The organism is Streptomyces sp. NPDC040545 (genome assembly GCF_055595065.1).
The window spans coordinates 187,051-202,421 of the sequence record NZ_JBVIWA010000011.1; the positions used below are offsets into that span (position 1 = coordinate 187,051).

The window sequence follows — 15,371 nt, forward strand, 5'->3', positions numbered from 1 at the left end:
AGTGCCGCGCACGTGCCGCCTACAGGGCCGGGGAAACCTCCGCGCGCGAGGCCTCGGCCCACTCGGCGAGCAGGAACTCATACGCCTCCGAGGGCCACTCGCCGTCCACCCGGGTCTCGACAAGGTGCCGTATCGCCTCGTTCGCCTCGGCGGCGGACGGGCGGGCGGGCCCCGCGGGGGTGAGTGTCTCGTGCATGGTTCCAAGGCTACGGGCGGGCACTGACAGCCACCTACGGATTACGCGTGGCATCCATCACCCGGGACGCGCACCGGTGGCCACATGTGCCCGCCCACCTGCTCAGAGTGCCTGTGCGGCGGGCTTGACCATGCCGCGCACTGTGCGCGACTTCACAAAGTCGCCCATGGCGGTCATCTCCCACTCGCCGGAGAACTGCTTGATGAGCTTGGCCATCATCACGCCGGTCTGGGGCTCGGCGCTCGTGAGGTCGAAGCGCACCAGCTCCTCGCCGCTCGCCGCGTCGATGAGACGGCAGTAGGCCTTGGCCACCTCGGTGAACTTCTGGCCGGAGAAGGAATTCACCGTGAACACCAGGCCGGTGGCGTCGGCGGGGATCCGGCCGAGGTCCACGACGATCACCTCGTCGTCGCCCGCGCCCTCACCGGTGAGATTGTCACCGGAGTGCTTGATGGCACCGCCGAGGATGGACAGCTTGCCGAAGTAGCAGCTGTCGATGTGGTTGCGCTGGGGGCCGTAGGCGATGACGGAGGCGTCCAGGTCGATGTCCTTGCCGCGGAAGGCCGGCTCCCAGCCCAGACCCATCTTGACCTGGGAGAGCAGCGGGCGGCCGCCCTTGACGAGGGAGACGGTCTGGTTCTTCTGGAGGCTGACCCGGCCCTTGTCGAGGTTGATCTTCCCCGTGCCGGGCGCGGGGGCCGCGGGTGCGGGAGGCGCCACGGGGGCGGCCGGCGCGGGAGCCGCGGGCGTGGTGGGGCCGCCGAGCCAGGGGGAGGCCGGGTAGGAGGCCGGCGGGGCCGCAGGCGCGGGGGGCGCCGGGGGCGCGGGCGGGGTCACGGCCTGGGGCGCCGCGGGCTCCTCGTCCACGGAGACCCCGAAGTCGGTGGCGATGCCCGCGAGACCGTTCGCGTACCCCTGGCCGACCGCGCGCACCTTCCATACGCCGCCGCGCTGGTAGACCTCGACGACGACGAGCGCGGTCTCGGTGCCCAGCCGCGGCGGGGTGAAGGAGGCGATCACCGCGCCGCCGTCGGCGTTGCGCACGGTGCCGGTGGGCTCGATGCCCTGGAAGGACTGCCCGGCGGCGTCGGGGCTGGCGGTGACCACGATCCGCTCGATGCCCGGGGGCAGGGCGGCCGTGTCCACGGTGATCGAGTCCGGTGCCGTACCCCCGCCGGACCGGTAGCTGACACCGGGGCCGGAGGGCTGGTTGAAGAAGATGAAGTCGGCGTCGGAGCGCACCTTGCCGTCCGCCGTCAGGAGCAGGGCCGATACGTCGAGCCGTACCGGCGCAGCCACGTCGACCGTCACGCGGACGGCATTGAGCGGCAGGTTGGATCCAGGGGTCATAGCGGTCATGCCCGGAGAACGACCGGAGGTGCTTTGCCGTTCCCTTACCCTCGCGGGATGTTCTGGGACGTTCGGGATGTGAGCACTGATTGCGGGGGGGGGGGACTGCGCGCGACGCGCTCGTTGCCGGACTTGTACGAGCCGGTCCAGCGGGCCGTCACGAGCTGCGCGTCGCCCGACCCCACCTCGGCCAGGACCTTCTCGGCGCGGCTCCCGCGCGGGGTGGCCGCGGGCAACGGGATTTCCGGTGTCCCGGCGGGCGGCGGCGCCTGCCGGGACACCGGGACTTTCAGCCCCCGGTGACCTGACGCGGCAGCCCCAGCGGGTTGTCCTCGCGCAGCTCCGCCGGAAGGAGTGCGTCCGGCACGGACTGGTAGGCCACCGGACGCAGCCAGCGCTCGATCGCCGTGCCACCCACCGAGGTGGAGTGCGAGGTCGCGGCCGGGTACGGGCCGCCGTGGTGCTGGGCCGGGGCCACCGCCACCCCGGTCGGCCAGCCGTTGACCACGATCCGCCCCGCCAGCCCGGTGACCTGCCCGATCAGCTCGGCGGCCGGGCCGGGCGCACCCTCGGTCTCGGCGGCCGACAGCTGGAGGGTGGCGCTCAGGTTCCCGCCGAGGAGCCCGAGGACCGCGCTCGCCTCGCCCTGGTCGGCGTACCGCACGACGACGGTGACCGGACCGAAGCACTCCTCCAGGAGGACGTCGTAGGCCCCGCCCTCCAGGAGGCTCCCGGCGGGCACGGTCAGGTAGCCCGCGCCGACGGTGTGCTCGCCGCCGGAGCCCGGGGTCACGGGAGCGTCGACGCCGGGCAGCGCGGCCCGCTCGCGCACCCCGGAGACGAAGTTCTCCCGCATCCGGTGGTCGAGCAGCACCCCCGGCTCGGTCTCCCCGAGCGCCTTGGTGAGCTCGCCGGTGACCCGGTCGCCGTCCGCGCCCTCGGGGACCAGCACCAGGCCGGGCTTCACGCAGAACTGGCCCACGCCGAGGGTGACCGCGCCCGCGAGCCCGGCGCCGATCTCCTCGGCGCGCTCGGCGGCGGCGGCCGGGGTGACCACGACGGGGTTGAGGGAGCCCAGTTCACCGTGGAAGGGGATGGGTACGGGACGGGCGGCGGCCGCGTCGAACAGGGCCCGCCCGCCCCGGATGGAACCGGTGAATCCGGCGGCCGCCACCAGCGGATGGCGGATCAGCTCCAGGCCGGCGTCGAACCCGTGGACCACGCTCACCACTTCGGCCGGGAGCCCGGTCAGGGCCGCGGCCCGGCGCAGCAGCGAGGCGCACAGCTCGGAGGTGGCGGGGTGGTCGGGGTGCGCCTTGATGACCACCGGACAGCCGGCGGCGAGCGCGCTCGCGGTGTCCCCACCGGGGACGGAGAAGGCGAGCGGGAAGTTGGAGGCGGCGTAGACCGCGACCACGCCCAGCGGGACCTTGTAGCGGCGCAGTTCGGGGCGCGGCGGGCTGAGGGAGGGGTCGGCCCGGTCGATCCGGATGTCGAGGTAGGCCCCGGCGTCCACGGCGTCGGCGAAGGCGCGCAGCTGGCCGGTGGTGCGGGCCAGTTCGCCGGTGAGCCGGCCCGGTCCGAGCGCGGTCTCGGCGTCGGCGGCCTCGATCACATGGGCGGCGGCCTCGTCCAGCAGCGCGGCGGCGGCGCGCAGGAAGGCGGCGCGCACGGTGGCGTCGGCGAGCGAGCCACGGGCGGCGTGGGCGGCCCGTACGGCTTCGTCCACCTCGCCGGGTGTGGCCTCCACCGCAACCTGTTCGCGCTGCTTCCCGGTGCGGGGGTCCACACTCCAGACTGGTGTCGTTGTCATGGCCCACTGCCTCCTGGATCGTTCAGTATTCTGAACGCAGTTCCGGTGGATGAATGATCACATCTGCTGTGGACTCTATTTCCGCGTCCTCGGCGTGACAAGAGGCGACCAGAGGGGAAGCAGGCGTATGACGACGACCGAGTCCGGGATCCCCGCCCAGGCGGCGCCGGTCAAATCGGCGGTGCGCACCGTCCTGCTGCTGGAGCACTTCGCGGCGCGGCCGGGGCTGCACAGCCTGGCCGACATCCAAAGCGACCTCTCCCTGCCGAAGTCCAGCCTCTACATGCTGCTGCGGACGCTGGTGAATCTGGGCTGGGTGGAGACGGACGCGACGGGCACCCGGTACGGCATCGGCGTACGGGCCCTGCTGGTCGGCAGCTCGTACATCGACGGCGACGAGGTGGTCGCCGCAGCCCGGCCCACCCTGGACCGGCTCTCCGACGACACCACGGAGACCATCCACCTGGCCCGGCTTGACGGGACGAGCGTGGTCTACCTCGCCACCCGGCAGTCCCAGCACTACCTGCGCCCCTTCACCCGGGTCGGGCGGCGGCTGCCCGTGCACTCGACCGCGCTGGGCAAGGCCCTGCTGGCCACGCACACGGACCAGGAGGTACGGGGGCTGCTGCCGCGGCGCCTGGAGGCGGTCACCGAGCACACGGTCACCGACCGGGAGCAGCTGATCGAGGAGCTGGCGCTGGTGCGGGAGCAGGGGTACGCGGTGGACCGGGAGGAGAACACGCTCGGGCTGCGCTGCTTCGGGGTGGCCGTGCCGTACCGGACGCCGGCGCGGGACGCGGTGAGCTGCTCGGTGCCGGTGGCCCGGCTGACGGGGGACCACGAGCAGGTCATCAAGGCGGCGCTGTTCGAGGCGCGGGACCGGCTGTCGGTCGTGACGCGCCGCATGTGACACGCGCCGCGGGCGGGGCGGGCGTTGTGCTCCCCCGCGCGGGGGAGGCGGTTCCCCTTCAAGGGGGAGGTGGCGGGGCCGCGCGGCCGCGAGTGTTGAGTCATGAACACGCGAGAGACGCACCCGAGTGACCTGACGGAAGTGAAGCAGCTGTCGCCCTCCCCCCTGGGGAGCGGGCGGCGGATCCTGCGGGCGGTGGCCCTGACCGCCACCGTGCCGTATCTGGGGCTCAAGACGGTCTGGGTGTGCGGGAGCAACCTCGGGATACCCGAGGGCAGCGTGCTGCGGGAGCCGGGCCCGTTCCTCCTGGCGGTCAATTCCGTCACGCTGGCCATGGACGCCTGCGTGATCCTGCTCGTGCTGGTGCTCACCCGGCCCTGGGGCATACGGGTGCCGGGCCCGCTGCTGACCGTCCCGGTGTTCGTGGCCACCGGGCTGCTGACGCCGATCCTCCTCGGCTTCCCGGGCCAACTGCTCGTACGGGCGCTCGGCTTCGGCAGGGACCCGGCGGTGGAGGCGGCGCGGAAGCCCTTCCTGGACCCATGGGTGTTCCACGTCGTCTACAGCGGATTCACGGTCCAAGGACTCGCCCTGGCGGCTCTGTTCGTGCCCTATGCGCGGGAGCGCTGGGGCCGGGCCTGGCGGGGCGTGACGGGGGAGCGGCTGCCGTCGCCCACGGGGGTGGTGGCGGCAGCCGCGGCGGCCGTCGGCCTGGCGGTCGCGGGGGTGCTCGTGTATTGGGCCTTCGGAGGCGCCGTCGGCCTGGGCGCCGAGCGGGCGGCCGCGAACTCCGCGGACACGGCCGTGGTGTCCGCGGTCCACGCGATATGCGCGCTCGCCGCCGGGGCGGGGGCCGTGCTGCTGGCCCGGGGCGGGACGCTGCGGGCACGGTGGCCGCTGGGCCTCGCGTGGATCGGCGGGGCGGCGACGCTGAACTGGGGGGCGTGGATGACGGTCTCCGGCCTGGGACCCCAGCTGGACGGCGGCGAAGGGCCGCCCGCCACAACGCTGTTGATCTACGCTGGTCAGATGATCACCGGATTGCTCACGGGCACTGTCCTCATACGGTTCCTCAGCACCCGCCGCCCGGGGTGAGCCGGCGGCCGGTGGCGCGGGCCCGGTGGCGCTGGGTGCACCTGATCCTCGGCGGCGCCCTGCTCATGCCGTACTTCCTGCTCACGCAGGTGGTCGTCGGGGTCGCCGCGGGCGGGGTCAACGCGCTCGACTCCGCCCCGCTCACCTTCCTCGCCTACGCCGCCTCCCTGCCCCTCGTCGCCGTCACGGCGCTGTTCGGGCCGGTCCGGCCGATGTCGGTGGCCGCCGTCCGAGCCATGTGCGAGGTGCCGGGGGAGCGTCTGGCCGACGGTCCGACCACGTCCTGGGCCGCACGGGGGCGGGCCTCGGCCTGGTGGACCCTGCACCTGGGGACCGGCGCGCTGATCAGCGGAATGACCCTCGCGGTGCCGCCCATGGCGGTCATGCTGATCGCGGTGCCGGTCGTGGGGCGGCTGCGGGTCGTCCGGTTGGGGTACGGCTGGTTCGCCACGGACGCCGGCCCGTACCTCGCCCCCCTGGCCGGGATCGGGCTGCTGGCCGGGCTCACCCTGTGCGCGGTCGGGGCCGGGAAGCTGCTGGCCAGGATGGCGCCCGTACTGCTCGGGCCCACGGCGGCGGACCGGCTGGCCGCGGCCGAGGAGCGGGCCGCCGACCTGGCCGTGCGCAACCGGCTGGCCCGGGAGCTGCACGACGCGGTCGGGCACGCCCTGAGCGCCGTCACCCTCCAGGCCGCCGCCGCCCGGCGGATGCTGGAGCGCGACCCCGGCTTCGTACGGGAGGCGCTGGCCGCCATCGAGGACACCACGCGGCGGACGGTGGGCGAGCTCGACGCCGTCCTGGGCCTGCTGCGGGACGGGGACCCGGCCCGGCCGGACGCCGCGCCCGCGCCCACCCTCGCCGCCGACCTCGACGGACTGCTGGCCCGCACCCGGGCCGCCGGCACCACCGTCACCGCGCACCAGGATCCCGGACCCGCCGGGGACTGGACCGCCCTCCCGGCGATCGCCTCCCGCGAGGCGTACCGGATCGTCCAGGAGGGCCTCACCAACGCCCTGCGGCACGGGGCGGGCCCGGTGGATCTGCGGATCCGCGTACAGGCCGGCCCCGACACCGCACACCGTGAACTGGAGATCACCATGACCAATCCGCCGGCGGCGCCCGCCGAGGACCGGGAGACCCGTACCACCGGGGGCCGCGGACTGCGCGGCGCCGCGGAACGCGCCTCGCTGCTCGGCGGCAGCGTCGAGGCCGGCCCGCACGGGGACCGGTGGCGGCTGCGGGCCGTCCTCCCGCTCGCCGGGGAAGCCCGATGACCGCCGCGCCCGTTCCCGCGCCCGTTCCCGTTCCCGCGCCGCGGCCGCCGCTGCGCATCGTGCTCTGCGACGACGAGCGGATGGTCCGCACCGCGCTGCGGGTCATCCTGGAGGCCGAAGCAGACCTGGAGGTCGTCGGTGAGGCGGCCACCGGGGCCGAGGCGGTTCCGCTGGTCCGCTCACTGGCGCCCGACGTGGTGCTCATGGACGTCCGCATGCCCGAGATCGACGGCATCCGGGCCACCCAGCAGATCCTCGCCACCATGGCCGAGCCACCCCGGATCGTGGTCGTCACCACCTTCGAGAACGACGCGTACGTCTACGACGCGCTGCGCGCGGGAGCCGCCGGCTTCCTCCTCAAGCGGGCCGACCCCGACGAGCTGATCGGCGCGGTCCGGCTCGTCGCCCGCGGCGACTCGCTGCTCTTCCCGGCCGCCGTCCGCTCCCTCGCCGCCGCCCACACGGCCGGCGCCCCGCCCGCCGACGCGCCCTGGGTGGCCCGGCTCACCGAGCGCGAGGCCGACGTCCTGCGCCTGATGGCCACCGGGCTGTCCAACCACGAGATGAGCGAGCGCCTCGGCGTCGGGCCGCAGACCGTCAAGACCCACGTCGCCGCGGTCCTCACCAAGACCGGCTCCCGCGACCGCACCCAGGCGGTCATCGCGGCCTACGAGGGAGGCTTCATCATGAAGAAAAGCTGAGAAGCCCGCCACAATCGGGGCAGAGCGGAACGGCTGGGACCGCGGAGACGTCCTTCTGGGGGATGAACAAGACGATCAGGCGTGCGTCGGTCTTCTGTCTGCTTCTGGTGCTGGCCCTGCTGGTCCGCGTCACCTGGGTGCAGGCATATCAAGGCCAGGCCCTCGCAGACGACGAGCACAACCGCCGGAATCTCATCGGGCAGTACGAGAACCCGCTGGGCAACATCATCGTGGGCGGGGAGGCGATCACCGGCTCGGAGAAGACGGGCGGCAAGGACTTCGGCTACAAGCGGACGTACGTCGACGGCCCCCTGTACGCACCCGTCACGGGCTACAGCTCCCAGGCCTACGGCACCACCCTGCTGGAGGGCATCTACAAGAACGTCCTCAACGGCTCCGACAGCCGGCTGAAGACGATGATGGACATGCTCACCAACAAGCGGGCCTCCCCCGGCAACGTCCTGACCACCATCGACAAGGGCGTCCAGAAGGCCGCCTACGACGCGCTCCAGGGCAAGCAGGGCGCGGCCGTGGCCCTGGACCCGAAGACCGGCGAGATCCTCGCCGTGGTGAACAACCCCTCCTTCGACCCCGGCAGCATCGCCGGCGCCAACGACAAGGAGGCCTGGGCGGCGCTCTCCGCCGACAAGGGCAAGGCCATGGAGAACGTGGCGCTGCGCAAGCCCCAGGCGCCCGGATCCACCTTCAAGCTGGTCACCCTCGCCGCGGCGATCGAGAACGGCCTCGTCACCGACCTCGACCGGCAGACCGGGATCGCCGACCCGTACACGATCCCCGGCACCCGCACCCCGCTGCCCAGCGAGGCGGGCTCCGCGGCCTGCAACAACGTCTCGGTGCGCACCGCCCTGAAGCTGTCCTGCAACAACGTCTTCGCCGAGCTCGCGTCCAAGCTGGGCCAGGACAAGATGCGGGCGACGGCCCAGAAGCTCGGCTTCAACACGCAGATCGACACCCCGGTCCGCACCAACCCGCCCAGCAAGTACCCGTCGAAGAAGATGTCGGTCGACCAGGTCGCCCAGACCGGTATCGGCCAGTTCGACGTGCAGGCCACCCCGCTCCAGATGGCGATGGTGACGGCCGCGATCGAGAACGGCGGCAAGCTCGTCGCCCCGCACCTGGTCTCCGAGGTCACCGACGCGGGCGGCGACGTACTGGAGAGCTTCAAGGACCCGAAGTCCCAGCAGGTCATGGGGGAGAGGACCGCCTCGATGATCCGCGACGCCATGCGCACGGTCGCCACCGAGGGCGGCGGCAAGCCGGCGCAGGTGTCCGGCGCCGAGGTCGGCGGCAAGACCGGTACCGCCCAGCGCGGTGTCAACAACAGCCTCGCACCGCTGGCCTGGTTCACCTCGTACGGCAAGTCGAACGGCAAGCAGATCGCGGTGGCCGTGGTGATCGAGAACTCCGACACCGACCGCTCCGAGATCGGCGGCGGGAGGCTGGCCGCCCCCATCGCCCAGAAGATGATGGAGGCGTGGCTGAAGAAGTAGCCACGAAGGCCGCGAGGCCGGCGGGCCGGGAACCGCCGAGCCTCCCGGCGCGTTCCCACTCCCATGATCAGAGCCGCGCAGCCCGCCGACCTCCCCGCGATCGCAGCCCTGCACGCCCGGGCCCGCGCCACCTACTACCAGGGCCACATCCCCGAGCAGGCCTACCCGGGCGACGCCGAGCTCCAGCGAACCCGCGAGGGCTGGTCGCATGCCATCGCCCGGGACGCGGCCGAGGGCGAGGTGCTCTGCGCCGAGGAGGACGGCGAGCTCACCGGGGTCGCCGCGTTCCGCACGCGGGACGGCGAGACCACCCTCACCCAGCTCCACGTCGACCCCGACCACTGGCGCCGCGGCACCGGGGCCGCCCTGCACGCCGCCTGCCTGGACGCCTGGCGGCGGGCCGGAATCCGCCGGGTCCGCCTGGAGGTCTACGAGCACAACCTCCGCGCCCAGGCCTTCTACGCCACCCAGGGCTGGCGCGCGGACCCGTCGGCCCCCCGCTCGGGCACCCACCGCACCCTCTGGCTGCAGGTGGGGCAGGTGCCGGCCCCGTCCGGGGAATGAGACGGGGCGGTGAATGGTTGAACCACAAACCGTTTCACCCCCCCCTTGGAACCCGGAGAGAAGAAGGATCATGCGCGTCGAAATCTGGAGCGACATCGCTTGTCCCTGGTGCTACATCGGAAAGGCCCGTTTCACCAAGGGCCTGGCCGAGTTCGCGCACCGCGACGAGGTGGAGGTCGTCTTCCGGTCCTTCGAGCTCGACCCGGGCGGGGCGAAGGGCGTCACCGCCCCCGTCGTGGAGATGCTCGCCAAGAAGTACGGCCGCACCCTCGACGAGGCGCGCGGCATGGAGGAGCACGTCGCCGCCAGCGCCCGCGCCGAGGGCCTCACCTACCGGACCGAGGGCCGCGACCACGGCAACACCTTCGACATCCACCGGCTGCTGCACCTGGCCGCCGCCCGCGGCCGCCAGGAGGAGCTGCTCGACCTCGCCTACCGCGCCAACTTCGCCGAGGAGCGCTCCGTCTTCGACCCCGAGGTGCTCATCGCGCTCGCCGTCGAGGCCGGACTGGACGAGGCCGAGGCCCGCACCGTCCTCGCCGACGGCTCCGCCTACGCCGACGAGGTCCGGGCCGACGAGCGCGAGGCCGCCGAGCTGGGCGCGAACGCCGTGCCGTTCTTCGTCCTCGACCGCCGCTACGGGATCTCCGGCGGACAGCCGGCCGAGGTGTTCACCCGGGCCCTGGAGCAGGCGTGGGCCGGGCGCGAGGTCGAGGAACCGGCCGCGGCCGCCGAGGCCTGCGAGCCCGACGGCGCGTGCGCGGTCCCCCAGGCATAAGGATCACCCGGGGACATGGAGGACTCGGGGGAGTCGGGCGACTCGAGGGGACTCGGGGGACTCGGGCGGTGGACTGCGGGCCGTTCCTGGCGCAGAGTTGACGGCATGGATCTTCCGCTCGCCGAAGCGACCCGTGCCGAGTTCGCCCACTCCACCACCTACCTCAACACCGCCAAGTGCGGGGTCGTCCCGCGTTCCGCCGTCGCGGCCGTACAGGAGCTGGCCGAGGCGGCGGGGGCCGGGCTCCCCACCGGCTTCGGCGACTTCGACCGCGTGAACGGGGCCCGGGCGGCCTTCGCCCGCCTGGTCGGGGTGGACACCGACCGGGTGTCCATCGGCTCGGCCGTCTCCACCCACGTCGGCCTCGTCGCCGCCTCGCTCCCGTCCGGCGCCGAAGTGCTGTGCCCCGAGGGCGAGTTCTCCTCCGTGATCAACCCGTTCGTGGCGCGCGGCGACCTCAAGGTGCGCTTCGCCCCGCTCGAGTCCGTCGCCGAGGCCGTGGGCCCCGGCACGGCCCTGGTCTCGCTGAGCGTCGTGCAGTCCGCGGACGGCCGCAAGGCCGACCTGGCGGCGGTGCGCTCCGCGGCGACCGCGCACGGGGCCCGGATGCTCGTGGACGCGACCCAGGCGGTCGGCTGGCTCCCGTTCGACGCCTCGCCGTACGAGTACACGGTCGCCGCCGGGTTCAAATGGCTGCTCGGCGTGCGCGGAGCCTCGTACCTGACGGTGTCGGCGGAGGCCCAGGACACGCTGACCCCGCTGCACGCCGGATGGGTTCCGGCGGTGGCCGAGGGGGACGCCACCTACGGGCCGATGGCGGAACTCGCCCACGGGGCACGTCGGTTCGACGAGTCCCCGGCCTTCCTCGCCTACCACGCGTCCGAGCGCGCGCTGGCCCTGCTGGAGCGGATCGGCATCGAGGCCGTCCACGCCCATGACACCGCCCTGGCCGCCCGCTACCGGGCCGGGATCGCACGCCTGGGCCACGAGCCCGTCCCCGGCGACTCCGCCATCGTCTCCGTGCCGGGCCTCGCCGGCCGGCAGCCCGTCCTGGAGGCGGCCGGCATCGTCACATCGGCCCGCGCGGGCCTCCTGCGGGCCTCGTTCCACCTCTACAACACGGAGGCGGACGTGGACCGGCTCCTGGACGCCCTCTCCGCCTCCTGAAGCGGCGGGGCCCGTGCGTACAGTGCCGCCATGAGTGATGTGAGCGGTGTGAGCGGTGTGAGTCATGCAGGCGATGCGGGCGATGTGCCCGGTGCGCGCGACGTACTGCACGTCAAGGGCCGGGTGCTGGTCGGGCCCGACGAGGTACGCGACGAGCTGTGGGTGGTCGGCGGGCGGATCTCCTACGAGCGCCCGCGCGGCGTCAGCGAGGTGACCACGGTGACCGGCTGGGCCCTGCCCGGACTGGTCGACGCGCACTGCCACGTGGGCCTGGACGCCCACGGCCCGGTCGACGCCGAGACCGCCGAGCGCCAGGCCCTCACCGACCGCGACGCCGGTACCCTCCTCATCCGGGACGCCGGTTCGCCCTCCGACACCCGCTGGATCGACGACCGCGAGGACCTGCCGAAGATCATCCGGGCCGGTCGGCACATCGCGCGCACCCGCCGCTACATCCGCAACTACGCCCACGAGATCGAACCCGCCGACCTCGTCGAGTACGTCGGCCGCGAGGCGCTGCGCGGCGACGGCTGGGTCAAACTCGTCGGCGACTGGATCGACCGCGAGGCCGGGGACCTCGCGGCCTGCTGGCCGCGCGCCGAGGTCGAGGCGGCCATCGCCGAGGCGCACCGGCTGGGCGCCCGCGTCACGGCGCACTGCTTCGCCGAGGACTCGCTGCGCGACCTGGTCGAGGCGGGCATCGACTGCATCGAACACGCCACCGGCCTCACCGAGGACACCATCCCGCTGTTCGCGGAGCGCGGGGTCGCGATCGTGCCGACGCTCGTGAACATCGCGAACTTCCCGAAGATGGCGGCGGGCGGCGAGGCGAAGTTCCCGCACTGGTCGGCGCACATGCGACGGCTCCACGAACGGCGCTACGACACCGTCCGCGCCGCCTACGACGCGGGCATCGAGGTCTTCGTCGGCACCGACGCGGGCGGCTCCCTGCCGCACGGCCTGGTCGCGGCGGAGGTCGCGGAGCTGGTCAAGGCCGGTATCCCGCCGATCGACGCCCTCTCCGCGACGGCCTGGGCGGCCCGCCAATGGCTCGGCAGGCCGGGGCTGACCGAGGGGGCGCCCGCCGACCTCGTGGTGTACGCCGCCGACCCGCGGGCCGACGTACGCGTGCTGGCGCGGCCGCTGCGGGTCGTCGTGAACGGCAGGGTCCGGGCCTGAGCCGTGCGGCCGTGCGTGCGGCGCCCGGTTGACGTCGCGTGACATCCGCGGCCCGTCGGTCGTTGAAGACGACCGCGCGGGCCGGGTGTCCGTGAAAGAAGACAACTTGCGTTCTTCATGAGGCGTAATGATTCGAATGTGCGCCCGGAAACCACCCTTTGGGGTGAACTCACGTCAGGTTGCTCCCCGTTCACCCACAGTGCGTAAAGATTCCGGGGTCGAGTCCGTCGGCGCCCGCGATGTCCCCCATCGGCGGCGCGACGGCACCCAACTCCCCGGGGGTTCCACCACCGTGAACAGCCATACCTTCCGCATGCCCGCGGCCGTCCTCCTCGCCACGGGAGCGGTGGCCCTGCTCACCGCTCCGCCCGCCTTCGCCACGGGAGGAGGCGCGGCCGGGGGTGAGGGCAGGGCCGGCGCCGTCGTCCTGCGGGCCGGACTGGACGTGGGCCTGCTCAACAAGACCGTGAACGTCCCGCTGAAGACGACCCTCAACGAGGTCAGCGCCCCGGCGACGGCCGAGAAGACCGCACTGACCGTCACCCTGGACGGGGTCGAGGGGAACGATCCGATCAGCGTGCTGCGCGCCGAAGTGGCCACCTCCAAGGCGACCGCCGACAAGACCCGGGCCGAGGCGGAGGCGAACCTCGCCAAGGCCTCCGTCCACGTGCCCGGCCTGCCGCTGCTCTCCCTCATCGAGGTGGAGAAGGTCACTTCCAAGGCCGTCTGCGAGGCGGGCAAGAAGCCGGTGGCGAGCGCGAACGCCCTCGGGAAGGTGACGGCGCTCGGCAAGAAGGTCACCCTGTCGGCGGGCGGCCCCACCCAGGTCGAGGTCCCCGGAGTGGGCCGGATCGACCTCGAGCTGTCCGCCACGGAGACCACCGGCACCACGGCGGCCGCGGCCGCGCTCCGTCTGAAGGTGGCGGTGAACCCGCTGAACCTGAACGTGGCGAAGGTCGACGGCGAGATCGTGCTCGCGGAGGCGCACTGCGAGTCCCCGAGGGGCGCGGCGCCGGCGGCGAACCCGCCCGCGGACCCGGACGTCAAGCCCCAGACGGCGACGGGGACCGGCTCCGGCTCCGCCACGTCCGGCGGCATCAGCGGTACCAGCGGCACCAACCTCGCCGAGACCGGCGGAGGTTCACTGACTCCCTACGTCGCAGGCGGGGCCCTGACCCTGCTCGCCATCGGCGGGGGCGCGCTCCTGATCACCCGGCGGGGCAGGGCCTCGTAGGGCGATCGGGAGCCCCGGGCCGCCGCCCGGCGCGCCCGCCCCGAGGAGCGCACGGAGGGGAGTGCTCAACGGGTGACGGGCGAGGACGGGCGGCGTGTCCGGTGACGCATGGGGTCGGCGGGCCCCGGCGGGGGACATGCTCACGTACCCAGGGCCCGGCGGGTGACGTGCCCGGCGGATGGCGTGCTCAGCGTGTGGCGTGTTCCAGTCCCTGGCCGCCCGCGCCACGGGACATCACGGCCTCGGTGACCTGCTGGTCGATCCGCGCGTACTCGCTCCGCTTCGCGGCCGGGAGCGAGGTGTCCGAGGCCGCGCAGGAGACGCAGACGACGCGGAACGGCGGCCCCATGTCCGAGTACTGCGTGAGGTATTCGGCCTTCACCACCTCCCAGCGGCCCGGCCGGCCCGCCGCCGGGGAGAAGGTGAAGCGGGGGACCGAGGACTGGTTGCCGCGCAGCTTGTCGGCCGGTACGAAGCTGGCGACCTGATCGCCCATCCCGAAGACCACCCAGGTGCCGTTGATCTTCTCGTAGGGCTGCGGCACGTGGTTGTGGGTGCCGATGATCAGATCGATGTCGGGGAGCCCGTCGGCCGAGCGGGAGGCGGTCAGCTCCTGCGCCAGTGCCTTCTGCTGTTCGTCCGGCGCGGTCTGCCACTCGGTCCCCCAGTGGACGCTGACCACCACCACGTTCGCGCCCCCCGCCCGCGCGGCCCGCGCGTCGGCGATGATCCGGTCCTTGTCGATCAGATTGACGGCCCACGGCTTGCCCTGGGGAAGCGGGATGCCGTTCGTGCCGTACGTGTAGGAGAGCTGGGCGACCTTCGCGCCGCCCGCCGCGAGCAGCGCCGGGGCCTTGGCCTCCTCCGCGCTGCGGGCCGAGCCGACGTGCGGGATGCCGACCCGGTCGAGGTGTTCCAGGGTGCGGGCGAGGCCCTCGTAGCCGTCGTCCAGGGTGTGGTTCGAGGCGGTGGAGCAGCTGTCGTACCCGGCGTCCTTGAGCGCGTCCGCCAACTGGTGCGGGGCCTTGAAGGTGGGATAGCCGGTGTAGGGGCCGCCGGGGCGCCCGTACGGTATCTCGTGGTGGCATATCGCCAGGTCGGCCGCGGACACCAGGGGTTTGACCCCGGCGAGTATCTTCCGGAAGTCGTACTCCCCGGCCTTGCCCGCGTCGTCCGCCGACCGCTGGACGATCGACGGGTACGGGATGATGTCGCCGGTCGCCACCAGCGTGAACGGCTTCCCCGGGGCGGCGGCCCGTGGAGCGTCCGGCTTCCCCCGCGCCGGATCGCTCTGCCCGGGATCGCCCTGGAGCCGCTGCTCCGAGGCGGGCGCCGCGCCGCTGTCGAGCAGCCGTGGCACGGCGTAGATCCCACCGCCCACCACCGCGAGCGCGGCCAGCGCCGTGCCTGTCCTGACGTATGCCTTCATTCCCGACCCCCGATGTCATGCACTGATGACCGATGCGGGGATCCTCACCCGGCCCCGCCCCCGCGGCCATCGTAGGGGGCCGAACGGGTGACCGGGGCATCGGCGCTCGGTAAGGAGCGCAGGTCAGACGGGTGCGGTGGAGGCCGACGCGCGCAGCTCACGGTCGGCAC

Annotated in this window: 14 protein-coding genes; 10 read left to right on the forward strand and 4 right to left on the reverse strand. The window is 73.3% G+C overall.

Going from position 1 to position 15,371, the window contains the following annotated elements; genetic code table 11:
* Nucleotides 1-19: 19 nt before the first annotated feature.
* The 3 genes from ACZ573_RS22095 to ACZ573_RS22105 form a co-directional block, all read right to left on the reverse strand.
* The gene (locus tag ACZ573_RS22095) at nt 20-196 is read right to left on the reverse strand and encodes a hypothetical protein (RefSeq protein ID WP_189735878.1); all 177 of its coding nucleotides are present in this window, start codon (nt 194-196) and stop codon (nt 20-22) included.
* Nucleotides 197-298: 102 nt separating this feature from the next.
* Nucleotides 299-1,555, reverse strand: coding sequence for a TerD family protein (locus ACZ573_RS22100; RefSeq protein ID WP_471306715.1), 1,257 nt, complete (start codon nt 1,553-1,555; stop codon nt 299-301).
* A 280-nt stretch (nt 1,556-1,835) separates the two neighbouring features.
* Nucleotides 1,836-3,359 carry an aldehyde dehydrogenase (NADP(+)) gene (locus ACZ573_RS22105; RefSeq protein WP_471306717.1) on the reverse strand — a complete coding sequence of 508 codons (1,524 nt, stop codon included), beginning with the start codon at nt 3,357-3,359 and terminating at the stop codon, nt 1,836-1,838.
* Between the two features lie 127 nt (nt 3,360-3,486).
* Here ACZ573_RS22105 and ACZ573_RS22110 point away from each other — a divergent pair, with 127 nt between their 5' ends.
* From ACZ573_RS22110 to ACZ573_RS22155, 10 genes are all read left to right on the forward strand, one after another.
* Nucleotides 3,487-4,269 carry an IclR family transcriptional regulator gene (locus ACZ573_RS22110; RefSeq protein WP_471306719.1) on the forward strand — a complete coding sequence of 261 codons (783 nt, stop codon included), beginning with the start codon at nt 3,487-3,489 and terminating at the stop codon, nt 4,267-4,269.
* A 102-nt stretch (nt 4,270-4,371) separates the two neighbouring features.
* Complete coding sequence (locus ACZ573_RS22115; RefSeq protein ID WP_471306720.1) at nt 4,372-5,364, forward strand: hypothetical protein; 993 nt, start codon at nt 4,372-4,374, stop codon at nt 5,362-5,364.
* Between the two features lie 65 nt (nt 5,365-5,429).
* Nucleotides 5,430-6,638 carry a sensor histidine kinase gene (locus tag ACZ573_RS22120; protein ID WP_471306839.1) on the forward strand — a complete coding sequence of 403 codons (1,209 nt, stop codon included), beginning with the start codon at nt 5,430-5,432 and terminating at the stop codon, nt 6,636-6,638.
* Nucleotides 6,635-7,339 (forward strand): response regulator, encoded by a 705-nt coding sequence (locus ACZ573_RS22125; protein WP_471306722.1) that lies wholly within the window; start codon nt 6,635-6,637, stop codon nt 7,337-7,339. Before ACZ573_RS22120 ends, ACZ573_RS22125 begins: the two co-directional genes overlap by 4 nt.
* 62 nt (nt 7,340-7,401) lie before the next feature.
* Nucleotides 7,402-8,850: a peptidoglycan D,D-transpeptidase FtsI family protein gene (locus ACZ573_RS22130; RefSeq protein ID WP_471306724.1), complete on the forward strand. Its 1,449-nt coding sequence runs from the start codon at nt 7,402-7,404 to the stop codon at nt 8,848-8,850.
* A gap of 63 nt (nt 8,851-8,913) precedes the next feature.
* Nucleotides 8,914-9,414, forward strand: coding sequence for a GNAT family N-acetyltransferase (locus tag ACZ573_RS22135; protein ID WP_471306726.1), 501 nt, complete (start codon nt 8,914-8,916; stop codon nt 9,412-9,414).
* A gap of 70 nt (nt 9,415-9,484) precedes the next feature.
* Complete coding sequence (locus ACZ573_RS22140; protein ID WP_301371937.1) at nt 9,485-10,192, forward strand: DsbA family oxidoreductase; 708 nt, start codon at nt 9,485-9,487, stop codon at nt 10,190-10,192.
* A gap of 105 nt (nt 10,193-10,297) precedes the next feature.
* The gene (locus tag ACZ573_RS22145) at nt 10,298-11,359 is read left to right on the forward strand and encodes an aminotransferase class V-fold PLP-dependent enzyme (protein WP_471306728.1); all 1,062 of its coding nucleotides are present in this window, start codon (nt 10,298-10,300) and stop codon (nt 11,357-11,359) included.
* A gap of 30 nt (nt 11,360-11,389) precedes the next feature.
* Nucleotides 11,390-12,538, forward strand: a complete 1,149-nt coding sequence (locus tag ACZ573_RS22150; protein ID WP_471306730.1) for an amidohydrolase family protein — start codon at nt 11,390-11,392, stop codon at nt 12,536-12,538.
* 292 nt (nt 12,539-12,830) lie between these two features.
* On the forward strand, nt 12,831-13,772 hold the full coding sequence (locus ACZ573_RS22155) for an SCO1860 family LAETG-anchored protein (protein WP_471306732.1): 942 nt from the start codon (nt 12,831-12,833) through the stop codon (nt 13,770-13,772).
* 187 nt (nt 13,773-13,959) lie between these two features.
* On the opposite strand, the gene ACZ573_RS22160 is transcribed toward ACZ573_RS22155, so the two are convergent.
* Nucleotides 13,960-15,201, reverse strand: coding sequence for a CapA family protein (locus ACZ573_RS22160; protein WP_471306734.1), 1,242 nt, complete (start codon nt 15,199-15,201; stop codon nt 13,960-13,962).
* Nucleotides 15,202-15,371 lie beyond the last annotated feature (170 nt).

Excerpts from the sequence above, each read along its gene's own strand:
- ACZ573_RS22115 (WP_471306720.1), top strand. The coding sequence starts at position 4,372 with ATGAACACGCGAGAGACGCACCCGAGTGACCTGACGGAAGTGAAGCAG.
- ACZ573_RS22145 (WP_471306728.1), top strand. The coding sequence starts at position 10,298 with ATGGATCTTCCGCTCGCCGAAGCGACCCGTGCCGAGTTCGCCCACTCC.
- ACZ573_RS22110 (WP_471306719.1), top strand. The coding sequence starts at position 3,487 with ATGACGACGACCGAGTCCGGGATCCCCGCCCAGGCGGCGCCGGTCAAA.
- ACZ573_RS22135 (WP_471306726.1), top strand. The coding sequence starts at position 8,914 with ATGATCAGAGCCGCGCAGCCCGCCGACCTCCCCGCGATCGCAGCCCTG.
- ACZ573_RS22125 (WP_471306722.1), top strand. The coding sequence starts at position 6,635 with ATGACCGCCGCGCCCGTTCCCGCGCCCGTTCCCGTTCCCGCGCCGCGG.
- ACZ573_RS22160 (WP_471306734.1), bottom strand. The coding sequence starts at position 15,201 with ATGAAGGCATACGTCAGGACAGGCACGGCGCTGGCCGCGCTCGCGGTG.
- ACZ573_RS22130 (WP_471306724.1), top strand. The coding sequence starts at position 7,402 with ATGAACAAGACGATCAGGCGTGCGTCGGTCTTCTGTCTGCTTCTGGTG.
- ACZ573_RS22100 (WP_471306715.1), bottom strand. The coding sequence starts at position 1,555 with ATGACCGCTATGACCCCTGGATCCAACCTGCCGCTCAATGCCGTCCGC.
- ACZ573_RS22140 (WP_301371937.1), top strand. The coding sequence starts at position 9,485 with ATGCGCGTCGAAATCTGGAGCGACATCGCTTGTCCCTGGTGCTACATC.
- ACZ573_RS22095 (WP_189735878.1), bottom strand. The coding sequence starts at position 196 with ATGCACGAGACACTCACCCCCGCGGGGCCCGCCCGCCCGTCCGCCGCC.
- ACZ573_RS22105 (WP_471306717.1), bottom strand. The coding sequence starts at position 3,359 with ATGACAACGACACCAGTCTGGAGTGTGGACCCCCGCACCGGGAAGCAG.
- ACZ573_RS22150 (WP_471306730.1), top strand. The coding sequence starts at position 11,390 with ATGAGTGATGTGAGCGGTGTGAGCGGTGTGAGTCATGCAGGCGATGCG.
- ACZ573_RS22120 (WP_471306839.1), top strand. The coding sequence starts at position 5,430 with ATGCCGTACTTCCTGCTCACGCAGGTGGTCGTCGGGGTCGCCGCGGGC.